General features: G+C 44.7%; 15 protein-coding genes. 3 read left to right on the forward strand and 12 right to left on the reverse strand.

Going from position 1 to position 16770, the window contains the following annotated elements; all coding sequences use genetic code 11:
- Both NYE58_RS05635 and NYE58_RS05640 read right to left on the reverse strand, forming a co-directional pair.
- Positions 1-645, reverse strand: coding sequence for a helix-turn-helix transcriptional regulator (locus NYE58_RS05635; protein ID WP_081383827.1), 645 nt, complete (start codon positions 643-645; stop codon positions 1-3).
- 154 nt (positions 646-799) lie between these two features.
- The gene (locus NYE58_RS05640) at positions 800-1732 is read right to left on the reverse strand and encodes a DMT family transporter (RefSeq protein WP_036676439.1); all 933 of its coding nucleotides are present in this window, start codon (positions 1730-1732) and stop codon (positions 800-802) included.
- 166 nt (positions 1733-1898) lie between these two features.
- On the opposite strand from NYE58_RS05640, the gene NYE58_RS05645 reads away from it, so the two are divergent.
- Both NYE58_RS05645 and NYE58_RS05650 read left to right on the forward strand, forming a co-directional pair.
- Positions 1899-3308: an aminotransferase-like domain-containing protein gene (locus NYE58_RS05645; RefSeq protein ID WP_339823834.1), complete on the forward strand. Its 1410-nt coding sequence runs from the start codon at positions 1899-1901 to the stop codon at positions 3306-3308.
- Positions 3309-3488: 180 nt separating this feature from the next.
- On the forward strand, positions 3489-4199 hold the full coding sequence (locus NYE58_RS05650; RefSeq protein WP_076145526.1) for a hypothetical protein: 711 nt from the start codon (positions 3489-3491) through the stop codon (positions 4197-4199).
- Between the two features lie 751 nt (positions 4200-4950).
- On the opposite strand, the gene NYE58_RS05655 is transcribed toward NYE58_RS05650, so the two are convergent.
- The 10 genes from NYE58_RS05655 to NYE58_RS05700 form a co-directional block, all read right to left on the reverse strand.
- Positions 4951-6360: a nucleoside recognition domain-containing protein gene (locus NYE58_RS05655; protein ID WP_036679842.1), complete on the reverse strand. Its 1410-nt coding sequence runs from the start codon at positions 6358-6360 to the stop codon at positions 4951-4953.
- The gene (locus NYE58_RS05660) at positions 6338-7069 is read right to left on the reverse strand and encodes a FeoB small GTPase domain-containing protein (RefSeq protein ID WP_038568974.1); all 732 of its coding nucleotides are present in this window, start codon (positions 7067-7069) and stop codon (positions 6338-6340) included. The genes NYE58_RS05655 and NYE58_RS05660 overlap by 23 nt, the downstream gene beginning before the upstream one ends.
- On the reverse strand, positions 7066-7320 hold the full coding sequence (locus NYE58_RS05665) for a FeoA family protein (RefSeq protein ID WP_036679839.1): 255 nt from the start codon (positions 7318-7320) through the stop codon (positions 7066-7068). Before NYE58_RS05665 ends, NYE58_RS05660 begins: the two co-directional genes overlap by 4 nt.
- A 226-nt stretch (positions 7321-7546) precedes the next feature.
- Positions 7547-8005 (reverse strand): SRPBCC domain-containing protein, encoded by a 459-nt coding sequence (locus tag NYE58_RS05670; RefSeq protein ID WP_036679837.1) that lies wholly within the window; start codon positions 8003-8005, stop codon positions 7547-7549.
- 105 nt (positions 8006-8110) lie between these two features.
- Complete coding sequence (locus NYE58_RS05675) at positions 8111-9067, reverse strand: helix-turn-helix transcriptional regulator (protein ID WP_036679835.1); 957 nt, start codon at positions 9065-9067, stop codon at positions 8111-8113.
- A gap of 144 nt (positions 9068-9211) precedes the next feature.
- Complete coding sequence (locus NYE58_RS05680) at positions 9212-11158, reverse strand: FtsX-like permease family protein (protein WP_076145520.1); 1947 nt, start codon at positions 11156-11158, stop codon at positions 9212-9214.
- A complete protein-coding gene (locus tag NYE58_RS05685; protein ID WP_036679832.1) occupies positions 11133-11903 on the reverse strand; it encodes an ABC transporter ATP-binding protein in 771 nt (256 codons plus the stop codon). Before NYE58_RS05685 ends, NYE58_RS05680 begins: the two co-directional genes overlap by 26 nt.
- Before the next feature lie 239 nt (positions 11904-12142).
- Positions 12143-13141: a sensor histidine kinase gene (locus tag NYE58_RS05690; RefSeq protein ID WP_076145518.1), complete on the reverse strand. Its 999-nt coding sequence runs from the start codon at positions 13139-13141 to the stop codon at positions 12143-12145.
- Complete coding sequence (locus tag NYE58_RS05695) at positions 13138-13836, reverse strand: response regulator transcription factor (protein WP_036679829.1); 699 nt, start codon at positions 13834-13836, stop codon at positions 13138-13140. The genes NYE58_RS05690 and NYE58_RS05695 overlap by 4 nt, the downstream gene beginning before the upstream one ends.
- Positions 13837-14077: 241 nt before the next feature.
- Positions 14078-14275 (reverse strand): hypothetical protein, encoded by a 198-nt coding sequence (locus tag NYE58_RS05700; RefSeq protein ID WP_076145515.1) that lies wholly within the window; start codon positions 14273-14275, stop codon positions 14078-14080.
- Positions 14276-15699: 1424 nt separating this feature from the next.
- Between NYE58_RS05700 and NYE58_RS05705 the strand changes: the two genes are divergently transcribed.
- Complete coding sequence (locus NYE58_RS05705) at positions 15700-16605, forward strand: GNAT family N-acetyltransferase (protein ID WP_076145513.1); 906 nt, start codon at positions 15700-15702, stop codon at positions 16603-16605.
- Positions 16606-16770: the final 165 nt, after the last annotated feature.

Here is a 16770-nt window from a genome sequence, read left to right on the forward strand (position 1 = left end):
TTATCCTTTGGCTTCAAGTTCGAGGAGAAGTTTGATGATGGAGGTTTTTGTTAAACGTCCTACCACATCCAGTTTTGTACCGCCGTCTTCAGCAGCGCTGGGAACAACCACCGGCAAACTGTCTACCTCGTGAAAAATCATCTTATGTGCAGCTTCAAGCACCGGCTCATCCGGTGAAGTTGTGACCACTTTGGGCTGGCGCGTCATAACCATGCTTACGGGCATGGAGACTGCACCGGGGTTGCCCAAGGTTACCTTTAGGAAATCCTTACGTGAAGCAACGCCCGTGAGTTTACCCTCTTCGTCACAGATAATAAGAGTGCCTACATCTTGTAGAAAAAGCGTAACTACGGCATCTTGAATAGTTGTGGTCTCACGGATAACTATAGGTACACTTTGAATTTCTTTGACCATCGTTTCCTGCAGCAGATAACCGCTTCCCTGACGACTGGATGATTTCAATCCTGGGAAGTACCCGACCTTCGGCTTGGCGTCGATATATTTGAGCATAACCAAAACAGACAGATCCGAGCGAATTGTAGGCCGGGTAAGATTCAAACTTTCGGCAATCTGTTCGCCGGTAATCGGAGCTCTTTTGTTAACGATATCGATAATCTCTATTTGACGTGATGTCAGTTCGATCACAATTCCCTCCACTTCCGATAAAAAGGCATTCCTCTTTAGAAAAGAAGCGCCGTTAAGCGAATCCTCCTTTCATATATGAGTCATATTTAGCTGTGTTTAATTTAACTTGTTTATATAATACGCAATAGTGGTCATAAATGCAATATATAGTACGTCATATATTTGATTTTTTTAACGCAACAGTGTTTATCTTCTTTTTTTGCAGTAATTGCTTTAAAGCATCAGCATTCACTAGGATTGTTCCGGCAATGATGGTGAACACTCCGAGAATCGTAATCCAAGACACGGACTCATTGTAAAAGAAAAAGCCTACACCCACCGCAATCGGTGGAGAAATATAAAGCCAGGTAGAAGGAAACACTGGGTTGGTCTTAGCTACGAGCCAGTAGAACAAGGTATGGCCGACCATGGAGCCGATAACTGTGAGATAGAGCAGTGAACCTGCTGTCTCGAATGAGAAGAGAAATGCAGGATGTACTTTTTCCGTGGCAAAAGAAAGAATGAATAACAGTGCACCGCCATACATCATTTGAGCCGCATTCAGTGCGATCGGTGAGACTTCAGGCATACTGTTAATTACTTTTTTGGAGTAAATCGCACCTACAGCATAGCAACACTCTCCAATTAGGACTACAGCGCAACCGATGAGCCACAGTGGTGAAATATCAACGGCGAGATTGGGGAGAACCAGCAGCAGTACGCCAGTGAAGCCGATGATGCAGCCATATAGGGAGATGGCGGGTGCTTTTTGCCGAAGAATAGAGGTTTGGAGCAGCAGGATCATGATCGGTCCAGTGGCAGAGAGTACAGCTGCAAGCCCTGAAGAAACATATTGTTCAGCCCAGTAGAGACCCGCGAAGGTGCCGAAGGTTAGTGCAGACCCGGTGAACAACATTTCTTTGCGCAACAGCAAGGAGAAGCTGGCTTTACGTTTCCAGACCATCCATAGGAATAGAACAGCGCCCGCGACAAAAAATCTTAAGCCCGCTGAAAAAAAAGGAGGCGCACCGGCATCTACGCCGATTTTGATAGCTAGAAAGGTCGTGCCGAAGATCAGACATACAAGTGCATAAGCAAATAAGATCATTTTAAAAGTCCCCTTTTTTGTGCTTTATAAAATATAAAAATTTATAAGCTGGCATTTTGTTAATCATATAGGGGAGAGGACAGAACAGATTGCCTTGTGTAGAACAGATTAATTCAGAAATCGTGTACAATATGATTACTAGGTTGTTCGGAGAGGAGTTGGTCAGATGAAAAAAGTTGTAGGAGCGGAGCATAATCATCCCTTGTTTCGACAGGTCTATGAATTTCTATTAAATCGCATGGAGCGAGGGGAGTGGGTTGCACATGATAAGCTTCCTTCTATACGGCTGCTGGCGGAGGAGCTTAAGGTACATCGACTGACCGTATTCAAAGCGTACAGACGGTTGACGGAGGATGGAAAGGTTTATGTAAAAGATAAATCAGGATATTACGTGGCACCCATAATCTCGCTTCCTGCTATTGAAGTAGGAGCCGCAGTATCGGCTTATGCGCTCACTAACCCGCTGTCTGATATTCAGAGAGTGCCAGTTAAGTATCAGTTCTCGCAGGCGCTGATTGATCCGGGGCTGCTGCCGAATCTTTTTCTATCTGACTATGTTAAAAAAGTGTTCGATCTATATCCCAAGGTAATGGGAACATATGCCTCGGTCCAGGGGGATAACGAGCTGCGTGAGACGTTAAGCCACCATTTTCGGAAGCAACATCGGCTGCAGTTAACTTCGGAAGAGCTGCTTATTACCTCGGGTGCGCAGCAAGCGATCAATCTGATTGCCCGGATTGTACTTGGTCCTCTGGATACGGTGCTTGTGGAGCGGCCTACTTATAGTGTTGCTATGGATATTTTTCGCCGGGAGGGGGCACGGTTGGTTCCGGTAGAGATCACTCCGGAGGGATATGATCTGGAGAAAGTAGAAGCTTTGATGAAAAAGCATAAGCCGCGTATGTTCTACATTAATCCAACGCATCACAATCCAACTGGATACACGGTGCCTGTGCAACAGCGCAAGCTGTTGGTAGAACTGGCCGAACGTTATCGCTGTTTACTGGTGGAGGATGACCCGTTCCGCGATATGTATTTTGATGAGGAGCCGCCGCCGCCCTTTTTTGCTTATGATACGGAGGGGTGGGTGATCTATATCAGCAGCTTCAGTAAATATGTAGCCCCTGGCTTACGAATCTGTGCGGTGGCTTGCCGATATCCATTTATGGAGCGTCTAATCACGGCCAAATCACTCGCGGACAATGGCACTCCGCTGCTGAATCAAAAAATATTTTTACATTACTACACCTCCCCACGCTTGCAACAGCATCTCGGTAAGCTGCGCATTGCGCTTCAAGTGCATAAGGAAATCGTGGAAGAGGAGCTGGCGGGGACTGGCTGGGAATGGACGACTCCGCAAGGCGGATTAAATCTATGGGTGAAACTACCGGAGCATCTTACGATGGATCGACTGTTTGCTTCAAGTATGGCGCAGTCGATCGCTTTTGTTCCTGGGGAGTTATTTGATCCACTGGGGGAAATGAAGTCAAGGCTTCGCCTAAGTTATTCCTTTGCAAGCGAAGGGGTGCTGCGCGAAGGAATACAGCGTTTGATTGGGATCGCGCACAGTTTGTGAGTGGGTACAGCAGGTATGGGGGATTAATGAAGAGGATATGAGGAGTTAAAGAAGATTAGAGGAATTAAAGAAGAGGATTAGAGGAATTGCTCCCGGATAAACTTGTATCACTTGTTTGGGAATTCTTGTAACACTTTCCACGTTTGCTCCGTCTGTAAGGTAAAGAAGGGGGTTATCAAAGTGCGAAAGATCAATTTCCGAAAGATCAATTTCCGAAAGTTCAATTTCCGAAGTCCAATGATGATATTTCTAGGTGTCCTATTAATATTTACGGCTTTGCTGACGGTGCGGCCCTCAGTCACTTACGCTTGTTCCTGTGTTATGCCTGCGGAGCCACTGGAAGCTCTTGAGAAAAGTACAGCTGTCTTTGTCGGGAAAGTAGTGGACATGAAGGAGCCGTCTCAGGGGGACATAATTTCTTCTGCTGATCCAGTAAAGGTAACCTTTGAGGTGGATTCCAGCTGGAAAGGGGTCGAGGGAAACCAAGTTACATTGACTACGGCTTTATCTTCTGCAAGCTGCGGTTTTGAATTTGTGGAAGGGGAAAGTTACATTGTCTATGCTTATGCTAGAGACGGTGGAGACTCTGGTAATCTGGAGGCTAGTTTATGCAGTCGAACTAAGCGGCTAACCGCTGACTCAGTGGATCTGAAAGAGCTGGGACCGGGTATTTCGGCAACGACGCCTACCTCTTCTCCGGAGGTAACCCCGAATAATTCACCGGAGTCAGGAGCTGGGAGTAATGAGTCTGATTTAACGGGGAATTCTTCTGGGGACAGTGATTCCTTTCCTCTTGTTAATGTGGGGATTAGTGGAATAATTATCGTTCTAGTAGCTATCGCTGGGGCTGTTCTATACCGTCGTAGAAATGATGGAACGCGCAAAAAATGACTCTACCTGTAGAGTCACGTCATGTAATGGTGAGATCAAAGTAGGCAGTAAGAGTATATAAGGTGTTGTGCTGAAATAAGCGGTCGCTCGGGATAACATCCGAGCGACCGCTTATTTGTTTGAGATGACCTTGAGTAACTGGTGGGCTTGTTGGTGGCTGCTGGTGCTGGTGGTTGTGCTGGTGCTGGTGGTTGTGCTGATGCTGGTGCTGGTGCTGGTGCTAGTGCTCAATTGTAGCTCGGAACCATCTAGAATCAATAATTAGGGAAATCCTCCCTGATTTTATCGTGTTTTACTCAATATTAGCGATAATTGGGGAATTTCTCCCTAAAATTCTGCGGAAATTGCCCTTTTTGCCTATAATCGGCTAATTATTAGGGAGAAATTCCGCAAAAAGTTCAATGTGTGCTTATAAAGTTCGATTATTAGGGAGAAATTCCGCAATAAGATTAACGCGCGCCTATAAAGTTCGAATTTGAGGGAGAAATTCCCTAAATATGAGTTCAAGGAGGGCAGAATTCTGTGAAGCAAGATGAACTCTAGATATTGTAGGGTGTTACAAAGTGTAGCAAGGTTAATTTGGGTGATGTGATTAAGGTGAATTTAGTGAGTTAATGATAAATTTTGCGATGTAAGTTGAAATCAGTTGAAGTTAGTTGTGAAGTTACTTGAAGCTAGTTGAAGTCAGATAAAGTTAGTTAAAGTTAAAAGATGTCAATTGAGTTTAGATCGCAAGCCTACCTCGCCCTCGTCACACCCACCCAAATAACCGGGCAAGCTGAGCGACAGCAAAGGTTACTCCGATGGCGATACCCAGCGGAATGACTGCTGAGAGAACGGCCCATTTCATGCTTTTTGTTTCCTTGTAAATGTTCACGAGTGTCGTACCACAAGGATAGTGGAGCAGGGAGAACAGCATCATGTTGAGTGCGGTCAGCCAGGTCCAGCCATGTGAGAGAAAGACATCTTTGATACTGCCTAAACTGTCGATATCAACCATAGCGCCTGAGGACATATAGCCCATAAGCAAGATAGGCAATACGATTTCATTCGCAGGAAGTCCAAGAATAAAGGCCATGATGATAAAGCCGTCCATGCCGAGCATATGTGCAAACGGATCAAAGAATGCAGCCATATGATTCAGTACAGAATCGCCGCCAATAAACAGATTGCCTAGAATCCAAGTGATAATCCCGGCAGGGGCAGCAACGACGATAGCCCGAGTAAGTACGTTAAGGGACTTATCTTTGGAGGAAATAAGTATGGTCTTCCAGATTTGTGGACGGCGGTAGGGAGGAAGCTCCAATGTGTAATGTGTGGGAACCCCACGCAGCGCAGTTTTGGACATGACCCAGGAAACGGTTAAGGTAACAATGATGCCGATTAGAACCATTCCCATTAGGACGGAGGCAGTGGTGAATGTACGAAGCGCACCTGTCGTAGCGGCTCCTGCCATAAATAAGGAAGACAATAAAATCAGCGTGGGCCAGCGGCCGTTGCAAGGGACAAAATTGTTGGTCAGTATAGCCAGCATTCGTTCACGCGGCGATTCGATGATTCGTGTGGAGAGGATAGCGGCCGCGTTACAGCCGAAGCCCATGGACATGGTTAAAGCTTGCTTGCCATGACCACCTGATTTTTTGAACAGTCGGTCCATGTTAAAAGCTACGCGTGGCAGATACCCGAAATTCTCAAGCAACGCGAATACGGGGAAAAAGATCATCATTGGTGGCAGCATGACACTGATTACCCATGAGGTGCCTCGATACAAGCCAAGCACAAGCACGCCGTGCAGCCAAGCTGGGGCATGGAGAGCCTCAAATCCCGCTGTCAGATATCCTTCGATGAAGCCAAAGAAGGTAGCGAGCCAGCTAGAAGGGTAGTTAGCCCCGGCAATCGTAATCCAGAATACGACACCGAGAATGGCGAGCATGATGGGAAAACCCCAAATTTTGGAGGTCACGATATTATCCAGCTTATAAGTGCTGTTCAGTTTCTTCTTATCCCGATAAGTAACTGCATCCCCGCAGATGCCTGCGGATACGCCATATATACCACTGACAATCTCATCCCGAATGGCTCCGCCGTCAGCGAGCTTTTTTGCGGTAGACAATAGGGAATCTAGAGCGTCAGAACCCTTAGTGATAGGCAGTGACTCCATGGCCGATGACCTCCTTTGCTTCGGGTAAATCCTTGCTTTTCATATGTTCTTTGAGTGAAGTAAGCAGGCTGTCATCACCGTCCAATAAGCGCAGTGCAATCCAGCGAGCGGGATATTTGGTGCCGATGGTTTGCTCTACCAATGGTGTAAGCTCGGCAATTCCCCGTTCGATCTCTTCGTTGTAACTAATGCGCAACGGCTGCGCTGTGAATGCGCCTGTAGCCACTCGCTCCACTTGATCCAATAAGGCATCGATCCCGATTTTATTGCGTGCCGATATCGCAACGACGGGTACGCCGAGACGTTTGGAGATACTCTTCAGGTTGATGTCGATGCCCAGCTTACGTGCTTCATCAATGAGGTTGATGCAGACAACCGCCCGTCCGGTAATCTCCAGCACTTGCAAGGCAAGATTGAGATTACGTTCCAGCGAAGTAGCGTCAAGCACTACAAGTGTCACATCTGGCTGTTCAAAAATAATATAATCTCTAGCCGCTTCTTCATCCGCGGAATTTGAGTATAGGGAGTACGTTCCTGGTAAATCTACCGCGAGGTATGAATGGTTATTGTGTTTGAATTCCCCTTCGGCAGTAATGACGGTCTTACCTGCCCAGTTTCCAGTATGCTGTCGCATGCCGGTTAGCAGGTTGAATAGTGTGCTTTTTCCAGTGTTAGGATTGCCTGCAAAAGCGACGGTGAACTGACTCATGCTTCTACACCTCCAATTAATTCTCCGAATATTAAAGAACTTTCTTCTCTACGCAATGCAATGGTCGTATTGCTTACCCGAAAAGCTATAGGATCTCCTAATGGACTACGCCGCAACACCTCTACGATATTCCCGACTACGAACCCGAGGTCCAGTAATCTTCTTCTAAGCACACCTTGGACTTCAATGTCGCTGATGCGCAGCGTGCTACCCTTTGCAGCTTCTGATAAAGGAATAGTTGTTCCAGTCATGAGATCCCTTCTTTCATTTATATTTTTACCGCCTATGGTTTTTATTTTGTGTATTAGAACATTTCTTGTAGTCTGGCACAACATTAGTATATGGCAACAACTTTGTCCCTGCAACAAGAATGTTTCCCTTAGGCAAAATAAAATTAAGCAAAAAAAGCCCCTGACGAAAAAGGGCTTGTACGCTCTTTTCCGCAGGGTTGAGCTTAATTCCTAATTAGCAGTAAAATTACGACCAGCTGCCAAAATCAAGTGTACGTCCGGTCTCGACTAAGGTTTTAATATTACTCAGAACCTGCCACCAGGCGTTGATACTGCCAGCATATGAAGGATCATCAGGATGCCATTCATCGTGGATAAGCGTAAGCTTAGTAGTTCCACCCACCGGTTCAAGCAGCCAAGATATACGCGATTCATATCTTTCTGTACCCTTATGATAGGAGGGGCCGACCTTATGCGTGAAACGAAACGCTTTTTGTGGAGTGAACTCCAGCAGAGTCCCATATACATGTATCGTTTCATCGCCATCTTCACCGGGACCAACATATTCCAGCAATTCGCCTTCTTTAAAGGTGGATTGGATTACGCTCCCGTAGTAAATCTGTTTAGTACCTTCCGGAGAGATCAAAGTCTCCCATACCTGCTCAGGTGTTCCGCCAATATAAAATTCATAGTGAAGTTCTTTCATTTGTTATTCCTCCTTGGTTTGTACAATCATTTATTCCCTTAGACTTATTTACACTATACAAAAGGATCACTGACAACTACGGTCAGTGATCCTAAAATAATCATTTTAAGTTTTATAATAAGCTGCCAGATCGGTAGCTATAGCGGACAGCTTTTGCTTCAGAGCTAAAGGCTCTAGGATTCGTAGTGTTGATCCATAAGGCAACAAGAAGTAAGGCGCATAAGTCAGTAAGGAGGTCTCATCGACTTGAAAGCGGGCTTGTCCGTCAATACGCTGCACCAGAGTATGTCCAAACAGCCAATGACTGCATAGATCGTTCAGGATTCCTTCATCAGCGGCGATGACTACTGCTATGAGTTTCTCTGGAGTATTTGGTGTTGGCAGCAAGCTTTTTAACAAAAAATCACGTGCAGAGAAGTCAGCAGGACGGGCAAACAGAGCTTCTGTACGGTGCAGCTCAGTCATTCTATCGACTCGGAAAGACCGAATTTCTTGCCTCTGATGGCAATAAGCAACGGTGTACCATTGCCCCTTCCACAGTACAAGTCCATAAGGATCAATAGCGCGGGAAGAAATTGTCTCCCCGTTTCCCTTCCGATATTCCATCTGAAGGGTATGTCCGTTCGCCGTCGCTAATTCAAGCTCTTGCAGCAGGTGGGGAAGCGGCACAGCAGGGGAGTGGATGGTTTCTATCCCGCCCTCATGACGCTCCATCTGTTCTAATTGCTGCGCATTGCTGTATCGTTTCAGTTTGGCGATTGCTTGATCTAGAGCTTCTACATAAGGATATCCAGTTCCCCGCGCAAAGGAGGCGGCTTGCAGGAGGGAACGCTGTTCGTCGGAGTCAAAGAATAACGGGGCCTCGGAAAAATGTTCCGGAAGGCTATAGCCACCACCAGGTCCACTATCCGCGATAATGGGTACGCCACTGATGCATAACGCGTCGATGTAACGATAGACAGAGCGGACACTGATCTCTAGCGCTTCTGCTAGTTCCCCGGCGGTTCTTCCCCGTTGCTTGAGCATCCAGAGAATGGATAACATGTGATCAGCCTTGGACATAAATCAAGAACCTCCTTGCTTCATTAATTAATAGCTCACTAACTATAGCAAATTGCCTAATGATCAGCTAGAGAACCTTTTGGTGCTGACATAAGTTCAAAGCCGCGAAGTACATCCAGGGTTATGATTCTTTTCGACATGTCGTTACACCATTATTTTCTTGAGACTATGAATGTAACGTGATCTCGCAATAAGGAAATAGATAGTTTGCACAACCAGAAATACAGCTGATGTAGTAAGAACGGGCACAGTTACATTTGTGATATTAATCTGTTTCAGTATCGGACGAATCACGACAAGGGTCTGAATGGTGGCAATAATAATCGGAATATAGAAAAGCACAGAAATCTGTTTGGTAGCAGAAGCTGACATTTCTTTAGTGCTTAAACCGATTTTGGATAAAGCATTATACATTTGCTTATCTGTATTGAGCTCAGTATGAAGCTTAAAAAAGAGAAAGCTGGCCGATGAAAGCGAGAAGATCAGAGCGATAAAAATCCCTATAAAGCTAAGCATGGCAGCTCCCTGCTTGGTCGATAGATAGCTGTCTGCTCGCGATCCCAGTATAGAGCTGTATTGATGGTTAGCCTTGTTAGCGGCTTTATTCCATTGGATGAGGTCTCTGGTGACAACAGCTTCAGCTGAGCTGTCATTAGGTGTAGGACCGTCCCATGCAGGGATTTTGTATAGATATTTCACATAAGGTCTCGTGTACTTCTCTGTTGAAGTAGAAATCTTATGATATAAGTTGTCATCTACGATTAGAAGTGAGGTGGCCATTGGATCTACTGGATGCACCTTTGGTGTTCGTAATTCTTTTAGCATCAGCTCCTCATCTTTCTGAACCTTCAAATGAATCGCTCGATCAGCAGCAAAATTCTGTGAATCCATATGTGGGTTCAGCAGTAATACAGCTTCTTTTTCAGACAAGGGCCCAACCTCGGACACATCCATTTGTAAGCCCAGTTGATTGAACTGTGAGCGGGATATCAGATCAATTCCAAGTAGTTTTTCCTTATCGATTCCTTGAATGGAAGCAGAGATTAGTTCTACTTTATTCTCTGTGTACTCGACTTTAGCATTCTTTAATTTAGTGTGAATGGGCTCTAAATCTGGTGCTTCATCCTTCGGATCATAAATCGTATAACTCACAGCGAATGGGGATTTTTTATAGAGGTCTGAGTTCGCTTGATTAATCGATAAAAGAATCCCCGATGCCATGCAGGCAAGCGAGGTAACTACAGTTACAAGGAAGAGCATTCTTGCATTGTCTTTAATCTTATAACTCATCTCAGAAATCCACAGCAGATTGGTTCCGCGCCACAGCCGCTTGCGTCTTAGTTTTAGTAAGCGAATGCCCAATACAGATAACTGAGAGTAGAAAAAGTAGGTTCCAGCGATACCTGTGACAGCGGCGACTAACAGTGAGGTCGGGGACAATTGCTTCCGAATCGCGAGAGCGCCGACGGTCAACAGTAGAAGCCCAAAGAATGAGAACAATAAGGAGACACGGGGTTCTTTTTTAGGTTTAACATTTCCCTTAAGCAGTTCAAGAACTTGATGCTTACGAATGAACAATAATGTGAAGATCGAAATGACCAGAAATAATGAAATGAAAGAGATAGAGGTAATCATTAACGCCTTCATTGGCCAATAAAAGGGCAGTGGCTCCATGCCCATAATTGTCGTGCTTAGCAGCAAAAATAACTTGGATAAAAGCATGCCGAAAGACGCACCTGTTACTATAGAGAGCAGTCCGATCAGCATATTTTCTATAAGAATCAGCTTGTTGATCTGGCCAGGGCGTGCGCCTAAAATCATCAGTATGCCGAACTCCAGATTACGCATTTTCAGAAATGCGCTAATCGAATATAGAACGAAAAAGAACGCAAAGATAAACACGATGTAAGAAGCAATTTGCATGCCGGAGGCTGAATTCGCACCCAGCTCGATGTTGGTAATACTAGGGTGGTAAATAAAGACTGAATAAGAGAAAAAGATCATGACCATAAAAGCACTGCTTAAGAAAAAAGCAAAATAAGCGCGTGAATTACGGCGTACATTATTAAACGCGAATTGAGGAAAGTTCATGACTATTCCCTCCCCAGAACGAAAGTGTGTCGATAATCTTTTGGAAGAAGGCCTGACGGTTATCGCCCCGATGAATTTCCGCTGCTAGTTTGCCGTCTTTTATAAAAACAATTCGGTTGCAGTAGCTCGCTGCCAGTGGATCATGTGTTACGAGCATTAGCGTGGTGCCTTCTTTGTGATTAATATCCTCCAGCGATTCCATCACCATCCGCGAAGAATTGGAGTCAAGCGCACCCGTAGGTTCATCGGCCAAAATAATCGAAGGAGAGGTGATGATCGCCCGGGCAATTGCGGTCCGCTGACGTTGTCCCCCTGAAATTTCATAGGTGCGTTTGCTCAGAATATCGGTAATGTTTAAGCGTTCTGCGACTCTTTGAAGCAAGATCTCCATCTGGGAGAGCTTACGGTTATCCAAAGTCAGGGGCAGCACAATATTCTCGGCGACGGTTAATGTCTCAAGCAGGTTGAAGTCCTGAAACACAAAGCCTAGTTGTTTTCGGCGAAAGTGGGCGAGCTCTTTTTTATTCAAAAGATAAGGGTTGCTGCCGTTGATATTCACTTCGCCAGAGGACGGCTGGTCGATTGTGGATACCATATTGAGCAGTGTTGTTTTACCGCTACCAGACGGTCCCATAATTCCGACAAATTCACCTTTTTCAATATTTAGATGAATATCAGTGAGGGCTTGGGTCACTATTTTGCCGGGGTATACCTTATGAAGTCCTTTGACTTCCAATACGTTCATATCATTCATTCCTTCCAATACAAAAATGATTTCATCCGCCTTATTCGGGGAACGGGTTATGTATATAATTTATAAGATCGAGAGATTAGCTGCTATGGATTTACCTTAAGGTTTCCTTACAGAGAAGTTAAGGTTATGTTCGCCTTTCTCCTTGTGAAGAATGGGTTGAGAGATAAGTAACCTATAAAGAAGAAGGAGGCTTCAAAGCCATGAATAATGACGACGAAGTCCCCTCAATATTATTTCTGTAGATGATCACTGTTGCTAAAAATAAGCCGCACGCGGGTTCCTTCCCCGAGCCGGGACTGAATATCCACCTTGTGTTCGAGCCTGTTGCAAATCTCCCGGACGAGATACAGCCCCATCCCTGTCGATTCATGATAATGTCGTCCGCGGTCACCCGTAAAGTAGGGATTAAAGACCCGCTTCAGATCCTCAGGAGAAATGCCGATCCCTTGATCGGTAATATCCAGAATAGTGTCGGTGCCCACACGCTGAGCTGAGAGGGTAACGGTTTTGCCAGAACCGGAGGTATAGTTTACGGCATTAGTTAAGATTTGGGCCAGCATAAACATTAACCATTTGGCATCGCTATATACCGCTAGATTGGCATCCACCTGTACATCTACTTTTATGCCCCGGCGTATGAATAGTCTGCGATTTTCGGCTACCGCCTCACTAACGGTTTTGCGCAGAAGTAACGGTTCAACTTGAAAATCATTTTCAAATCGGTCAAGTCTTGAAGTGTAGATGACCATCTCCAGCCCTCCGCGCAGACGTTCCAGTTCCTCCTGAATACTTGCGGCAGCCTCCTCTTCAAGATCCTTTAGCGTAAGCTGAATTACAGAGAGCGGGGTCTTCATTTGATGAACCCAGCGATTCATGAATACGATATGCTGATCCATCTGGCGCGCATGCGCATTCACTTGCTCTTGATATTGGCGGTCAATCAGCTGCAATAACTCATGGATAGCTTCTGAAAGAGGAGTGTCTCCTAAGGAAACAAGATGTTTTTGGAGCATGTCCATAGGTTCGCTTAATGCTGCATACAATCTCCGGTGCTGAACGTATCGGTAGCCTAGATATAGCAGTAGAACTACGGTACTCAAGGCGATTCCATAAAGCATGATAGAGATAGGTCTGTTCTCACCAGACAGCCAATACAGCAAAGGGATAAGCAGCATCTGAAGCAGATAGAATAGGATCAGTGAGATCTGGTCTCTCCAAAAAAGCCTCATGGCGTATCCTTAGAGACATTAAGCCGATAGCCAGCGCCTCTTACGGTTTCCACAATGTCGCCAAGACCGAGATCCTTGAGCTTTTTGCGGACACGGGTTATGTAGACATTTAATGTATTGTCATCTATGAAATGCTGATCCTTCCACATGAGATCGAGCAGACGCTCCCGGTTAACCACTCGTCCTTCCTTAAGCAGTAAAGCTTCCAGTAGAACCGCTTCCTTCTGGGTTAGCTCACTCGTGTGCCCGTCGTATTGGATCACATATCGTTCAGGATAGAGGATTAAACCTCCAGACTGGAGTTTATGCTCTTCTTGAGTCTGTGAGTATGAACCGTATGCTCTACGTATGTGGCTGCGGATTTTGGCAAGCACAACCTCATAGTGAAAAGGCTTAGTGATATAATCATCCCCGCCATTCTCAAGCGCCATCACCTGATCCATTCCACTATCCCGTGCAGAAATGAACAGAATCGGGCAGAGTGAGAGGGAACGGATCTGGCGGCACCAGTAGAACCCATCATATTTAGGCAGATTGACGTCCAGTAAGATAAGGTCAGCCGAGCTTTCATTAAAAGTCTCCAGCACCCTGTTGAAATCTTCTACAATAATAGTAAGGAACCCATATTTCGATAGGTACGTGCTCAGCAAGCTTGCCAGCTTGGCATCGTCCTCTATGATTAGAATTGTCTCCATATTTTCACTCCTTTGTTCAGTAATACAGTAACATGGACAAGGAAAATTATGCAAAAAGAGTACTCTTATTCGTGGTCAACGTAAGAATCTAGCTAGATTTACCGAAGGGGAATTTAGCTGATCTAAGTCTAGCTGATCTAAGTCTAGCTGATCTAAGTCTAGCTGATCTAAGTCTAGCTGGCCTAGCTCTAGCTGATCTAGCTCTAGCTAACCTAGCCTAGCTGACCTAGCTGTAGCTGATCTAGCCTAGCTGACCTAGCTGTAGCTGACCTAGCTTTAGCTGACCTAGCTCTAGCTGAATAGCTCTAGCTGATCCAACTTTAACCGATCTACCGCTAATCGATCCAAAACTAACTGATCTAAAATCTAACTCAGCTAGATCTATGCAATCCAAATTTAGCTCAAGCGGCTTATCCAGACTTAATTGCACTTTGTACACTTATTTCTGCGTAGATAGTCCATAGAAGCCATTTAATTGCACTTCGTGCAACTAAAAAGGGTGAATTCGGTGCAATTAAAGGAAAACCGGAAATTTAACTGCACGAAATACAACTAAACTAACTTTTGAATGAGCATTCTGAGGAATAGTTGCACTAAATGCAGTTAACGGATGCGTGGAGCTCATATATCGCTTGAAAATGCTTGATCAGTGACTATTTCCTCCAGAAGAAGATCGCCCACTCAACAAACTTACTCTAATTGCACTTTGTACACTTATTTCTGCGTAGTTGGTCATTAGAAGCCATTTAATTGCACTTCGTGCAACTAAAAAGGGTGAATTCGGTGCAATTAAAGGAAAACCAGAAATTTAACTGCACGAAATACAACTAAACTAACTTTTGAATGAGCATTCTGAGGAATAGTTGCACTAAATGCAGTTAACGGATGCGTGGAGCTCATAATTATCGCTTGAAAAAGCTTGATCAGTGACTATTTCCTCCGGAAGAAGATCGCGAACTCCAAAACTTTCTCTAATTGCACTTTGTACACTTATTTCTCCGTAAATAGTCCCTAGAAGCCATTTAATTGCACTTCGTGCAACTAAAAAGGGTGAATTCGGTACATTTAAAGGAAAACCAGAAATTTAACTGCACGAAATACAACTAACTAACTTTTGAATGAGCATTCTGAGGAATAGTTGCACTAAATGCAGTTAACGGATGCGTGTAGCTCATAATTATCGCTTGAAAATGCTTGATCAGTGACTATTTCCTCCAGAAGAAGATCGCCCACTCAACAAACTTACTCTAATTGCACTTTGTACACTTATTTCTGCGTAGTTGGTCATTAGAAGCCATTTAATTGCACTTCGTGCAACTAAAAAGGGTGAATTCGGTGCAATTAAAGGAAAACCAGAAATTTAACTGCACGAAATACAACTAAACTAACTTTTGAATGAGCATTCTGAGGAATAGTTGCACTAAATGCAGTTAACGGATGCGTGGAGCTCATAATTATCGCTTGAAAAAGCTTGATCAGTGACTATTTCCTCCGGAAGAAGATCGCGAACTCCAAAACTTTCTCTAATTGCACTTTGTACACTTATTTCTGCGTAGATACTCATTAGAAGCCGTTTAGTTGCACTTCGTGCAACTAAAAAGGGTGAATCTAGTGGAATTAAAGGAAAACCAGAAATTTAACTGCACGAAATACAACTAAACTAACTTTTGAAGGAGCATTCTGAGGAATAGTTGCACTAAATGCAGTTAACGGATGCGTGGAGCTCATAATTTTCACTCAAGAAATGTTTGTTTTGTGAACGTACGGATCATATTCGGTAGTATAAAATAATAATAACTAATTATGATATATGCTTCATTTTGCATCCCCCTTAATATGAAATTAAAGAGAGGGGCGCGGAAAATGAACATTAATTTTAGAAGCTACCGTTCAGAAGATCTGCTAAAGGTACGTCATTTTCTTATACAAAGTTATAGTAAGCTAAAGACTCCAAATACCTGGCTTATAGACCGCTGGGAATTCGTTGTTTTTTTTCAGGAGACGAGAAGTGGAACGCTGGAGCAATGGGAACAAAAAGTAGGCTTATGGGAGTATGAGAATGGAGAGCTTGCAGCTGTAGTGTGCAGGGACGATGGGTTCTATTTTCAGTGTGCTGAGATGAATCCTCCGGAAAAATTACTTGAAGAAATGTTCGCTTTTGCTGAACAAAAAGCTGAGGAAGAGAACGGTGGTTACGTAGAGCTGTATGTGCCAATACCGGAGAATATGACTTTTGCGGCGGAGGTTGCTCGTAAGAGGGGGTACCATTTAACGGGTGGTAAGGAAAGCGTAAACTCCTTGCGATTGGATAAGGAATTTCCTGTGGAGCTCCCCTCTGGATTCAGAATTTGCAGCGGAGATGAGATCGAGGTTACTGCAAAAGCGCTCGGACATATTATGGCCTTCGACTATGCAGAAACGGTGGAGGCAGAACTCACGCTGCTGCATTATGGGAATATGAGTAACGCTCCAAGCTATAATCCGCAGCTCGATCTTAGCGTTGTGAATGACGCGGGCGAAGTGGTTTCCTTTTGTAATATTTTTTGGGACAGCAGCAATAGAATTGGTATTCTGGAGCCTGTAGGCACATCCATTAATTATCGAAAGCTGGGACTGGGACGGGCGGTCCTACACGAAGGATTTAACCGTTTAAAACAACTCGGAGCTAGTAAAGTTTACGTAGGTTCGATGCAGCCTTTCTACGAGAAATTGGGCTTTACTACTGAAGTTTGGTTGCAGGTGTGGGAATATTCAGGTCACACAGATTAAGTTGCACCGGCTGCCCCCAACACTGGATCTGTCAGCAGTACCTAAACTGGCAACGTACTATGAAAAATCCCCTTGATGGGTAAGTCGTCAAGGGGATTTTTGGGTTTGAGCTCGGCAATCATATGCTGCACAGTAGTTTCATACGTCGTACAGCAATCATACCGC

Source organism: Paenibacillus sp. FSL L8-0708 (assembly GCF_038009325.1).
Classification (GTDB): Bacteria; Bacillota; Bacilli; order Paenibacillales; family Paenibacillaceae; genus Paenibacillus_AQ; species Paenibacillus_AQ odorifer.